The following is a 4,628-nucleotide window of genomic DNA, read 5'->3' as shown; positions in this document are numbered from 1 at the left end:
TGATATAGTTTCTAAGTGTTTTGATAATGATTTTAAAGAATTTGATAAAGGAATTTTGTTTATACTAGCTTCGGTGGTTCATAAAGAAGTTATTGAATTTCTTGAAAGAAATAATAGGGAGTATATGTTGGTGCCTAGAGCCCAAAATTTTCAAATTTACGTTGCATTAATTAATTTTGGTTTATTAGCTGGAAATTTAAGTGTTGCTCATATGAATTATGATATTTCGAAAAACTTATTTTTTAAAAATATTATTTTTATAGGACAAGATTTAGCTTATAGCAAGGATCAGTCCTCTCATGCTAAAGATTTTATACACGAAAAACTACATGAGGAACATTTTCAAAAAGATGAAAATCTTTTCACAAGCACCGCCTATGGTGGAAAAGGTAAAGTAGAATCCTCGTATTTTTGGAAACTTTTTAGAGAACTTTTTGAAACTTGGATAAATTATGATAAGAATTTTATAAATATCTATAATTGCACAGAAGGAGGCGCTAGAATAGAAGGAACTATAGAAAAACCTTTTCTTTGGGCTTGTGAGAATTTACTTAGTAAAGATTTAAATAAACCTTTCCCTAAATTAAACCCTTTGAATACAAATAAGCAAAATGAATTAATGCTGAAAACATATAATAAAATTTATAAAAGTATTTATCATTGCAAAGATTTTAATAAAAAATTACTACAAGAATATAATGAAATCAAAGAACTGTATTTAACTTTAGAAAATTTACAAATAGAAGAAAGTAAAGAGCTTTTAAATTTTATTATACAAAAAATTGATATAGTGAAATACCAAATTGATGATGCTAAAAATATGCAAGATTTATATGAAATTTTAGGACCCTTATTGATTCAGTTTGAACTCAATTTAGCAAGAATTTATGTTTTAAATCCCAAAACACCAGAAGATAGTTTTAATAAATCATTAATTTGGATAAAAGAACACTTAGAATGGATAGAAATGATTTATGGACATATACAAACACAAGAAAATACCTTGTTTGAAAATATTATCCCATTGGAACAAAAACTTAAAGAAAGAAAAATGCAAAAATACCTAGAAAGGATAAAAAATGCAAATAAATGAAATTTTTAAAAAAAATTTAGAAGCTATGCAAGGAAGTGCACATGAAAAACTAAAACATAAACTTAAAAATTTTCAAGAACTTAGAAATTTTTCTTTTTACATAGGATCTGATCCTATAGATATCAATATTATCGATAAAAAACATTTAAAAAAAATTTATCAAAATCCTATAAAAGAACTTGAAGAAAATTTAAAACTTTATCAAGAACAATATACTAATTATCCTTTTTTATTTTTTTATGGTTTTGGAAATGGAATTTTATATAAAGCATTAGCAAAAAATTCACATCATAAAAGAATCATTGTTATAGAAAAAGAACTAGATATTATATTTATAACTCTAAATCTTATAGATTTTAGTGAAGATTTGCTTAAAGGGCGCATAGTTATTATCCATGCACTTGATTATGATAACAATATAGCGGAATTAATTTTTGGATTAAAAGAAATTAATCTTTTTTTAAAAACTTATCAAATTAATTTACATTCATCCTTTTACAAAATTTATCAAGAAGATATTAAAAAAATCAACAATGTCAACCTTCAAACTATAAAATATCTTACCTTAAAAAAGGGCACAGATCCTTTAGATGCTATGATAGGCATAGAACAAGCTATCTGGAATTTACCGCAAATGTTTAAACACTATAGCTATAAAGAATTGCTAGATAAAAGAAAAAATCTTAATAAAAATGCTATCATTGTTTCAACAGGACCTAGTCTTACTAAACAGCTTCCACTTTTAAAACAATATGCAAATAAAGCTATAATATTTTGTGCCGATTCTTCTTATCCTATACTTGCAAAACACAGCATAAAACCTGATTATGTATTATCCTTAGAAAGGATACCATTAACTTCAGAATTTTTTAATAACGATTTTGGTGATTTTGATAAAAATATTTTATTTATTTTACCAGGATTAACCCACCCTAATTCAATTAAATATCTAAATAAATTTAAAAAAGATTATATGTTAGTAGCTAGATATCTGCCTTTTATGATTTCTTTAGATCTTAAAGAAAACGGCTATATAGGAGGGGGTATGAGTGTAGCTCATAGTGCTTATGAACTGGCTATTTTACTAAAGTGCGAAAATATTATTTTAATTGGACAAGATTTAGCTTACAGTAAAGAAGGAAAATCTCACACAGAAGATTATGTCAATTTATCGTTACATAAAAAAGACTTTGAGCAAAATAAAGGTCGTTTTACTACTACAGCTTATGGTGGCAAAGGAATGGTTGAGAGTTCTGAAGTTTGGACAATCTTTAGAAAAATTTTTGAAAACTATGCTACAAACAATCAAACAAAAATCAATACTTATAATTGCACAGAAGGAGGCGCTAGGATAGAAGGAACCATAGAAAAACCTTTTAAAGAAGTATGTGAAGAATTGTTAATAAATAATATCAAAAAACCTTTAAAAAAATTAAAGAAAAAAACAAAAAAAGAACAATTTGATAGTATGTTAAAAAGTTATCAAAAAATTAAAAAAAATATGCAACTTGCATTAAATTTTCAAAAAGAGTGCAAAAAAACCCTTAGAAAAATTCAAAAAATCACTCAAAAAAATAAATACATAAATCTAGAAAATGTTATAAAAGATATAGATCTTATAAGAGAAAAATTAAGCCATAGGAAATACTTTTTCTTACATGAAATTTTAGGACCCACCCTACATCATGAAGAAAGTTTAATTGCTCCTATTTACACCCAAAGCGTTCATAATGAAAGTCAAAGACAAAATAAAATTTTATCTTGGATCTATGCTAACGAATCTTTAATCGAAACTATAATAGATCTTATAGAAAGTCAAAACACGAGATTAAAAAAAGCTATCATTCCTTTACAAGACGAACTTGAAAAAAGAAATTTGATCTAAAGAGCAAAATTTTGCTCTTTAGAAAGATTATTGTAAAAGTTTTAAAACATTTTGTTGCACAGCATTAGCCTGACTCATAGCATATGAGCCTGACTGCGCAAGTATGTTGTACTTAGAAAAATTCGCACTCTCACTTGCAAAGTCTACATCTCTTATAGTTGATTCGGCTGCTTTAACGTTAACCTGAGTTACGGTAATGTTGTTTATAGTAACTTGAAGTTGATTTTGCACCGAACCTATATCAGCTCTGATTTGATCAAGATTTGTTATAGCAGTTTCAGCGATATCCATGACAGCCATAGCACCTTTAAGAGTAGTTACACCTGCAGTTTCATCGGTAGCACCCACAGCTGAAATTCTTAAAGCTGCAAATTGAGAATTTCCCGATTTCGCAGAAAAACCTGAACCTGCTGAAACCACATATGCTGCACTCATAGAAGCCGCCTTAGAAACAAATTGTATAGAAGCTGATAAAACAGCTGACATATTTTTTCCACTGCCTATAGAATAACCTGAACCTTTTGAAAAACCATTCGTACCACTCATAAAAGCAGAAACAGAACTTGCTACACCAACTAAAATTTGCTTAGCTCCGCCACCATTATAAGAGTTAAATCCCATAGCATCAGCATTAGCTGCTGAAATTTGACCTTTTGATTCTCTTAAAGATACCGAAGCTTGAGAAATCATATCCGCAGCACCCATACCTATAGCACTAAGATTAGTTCCACTTACATTAATATCCCTACCATCATTTTTAACCAAAGATAAGCGTCCATAGTTTTCTTTTTGCAAGATACCTGCACCAGCACCTATACTACCTGTGATTTTAATACCTCTACCATCAGCTGAAGTAAGAACAAGCTTACCATTTTCATCTTTAGAAGCTTGAACTCCGGTAGTGTCTTTAACAGAATTTATAGCTGAAATCAACTGGCCATTATTATCTCCGTCTTTATAATTAATCTGACCAATTATAACCCCATTGATAGCAAAGTCTTGAGAAGTAGTTCCTTCTTTTATAGCATAAGCTCCAACAGTTTTTACATCATAAGTTGCCCTAACTCCTGTTTTATCAGAGCTTTTATTAATCTCTTCAGCCAAAGCTCCAAGACCTGTTCCAACAGAGGTTGAAATCACAACATTATCAAATTTAAAATCTTCCAAACCATTATAGTTTTTGATAGTAAGTCCTACTACACCCGAACTCACACTTTGCGAACCTGTTTCAAATCTAGTTACACCGATTTTTGAAGACTGGGTTGCACCTATAGTTGCTTTTACTGTTTGATTTGAACTTGCGCCGATTTGAAATTCTTGATTAGTAAAACCACCGCTTAAAAGTTGTTTACCATTAAATGAAGTAGTATTTGCGATATTATCAAGCTCTTCCATGAGTTTGTTTATATCTGCTTGAAGCATGGTTCTTGTTTTTAGACTTTGACCATCTTGAGCGGCTTGAGTTGCTTTAGTCTTGATAGTATCTAAGATTTTAAGTTGCTCATCCATAGCCTTATCTGCAGTTTGTAAGATACCTATGGCATCATTACCATTGTTTATAGCTTGACCTAAAGTAGCTGCTTGAGAACGCAAAGAATCTGCTATCGCCATCCCTGAAGCATCATCTGCTGCGGAGTTAATCCTAAGACC

The 4,628-nt window shown here is 29.6% G+C and carries 3 protein-coding genes; 2 read left to right on the top strand and 1 reads right to left on the bottom strand.

Annotation, left to right across the window (positions count from 1 at the left end; translation table 11 throughout):
- On the top strand, positions 1 to 1,093 hold a 1,093-nt coding region (locus AJ887_RS10515), incomplete at its 5' end, for a 6-hydroxymethylpterin diphosphokinase MptE-like protein (RefSeq protein WP_261659885.1).
- A complete protein-coding gene (locus AJ887_RS09125; RefSeq protein ID WP_070285106.1) occupies positions 1,080 to 2,978 on the top strand; it encodes a motility associated factor glycosyltransferase family protein in 1,899 nt (632 codons plus the stop codon). The genes AJ887_RS10515 and AJ887_RS09125, both read left to right, overlap by 14 nt.
- A 27-nt stretch (positions 2,979 to 3,005) precedes the next feature.
- Here the strand turns inward: AJ887_RS09125 and AJ887_RS09120 are convergent.
- Positions 3,006 to 4,628: flagellin A (locus tag AJ887_RS09120; RefSeq protein WP_070285104.1), on the bottom strand; the 1,623-nt coding region annotated here is incomplete at its 5' end.

The sequence above is a fragment of the Campylobacter sp. BCW_6466 genome, assembly GCF_001762835.1.
Lineage (GTDB): Bacteria > Campylobacterota > Campylobacteria > Campylobacterales > Campylobacteraceae > Campylobacter_D > Campylobacter_D jejuni.
This window is presented reverse-complemented; position numbering and strand designations above follow the sequence as displayed.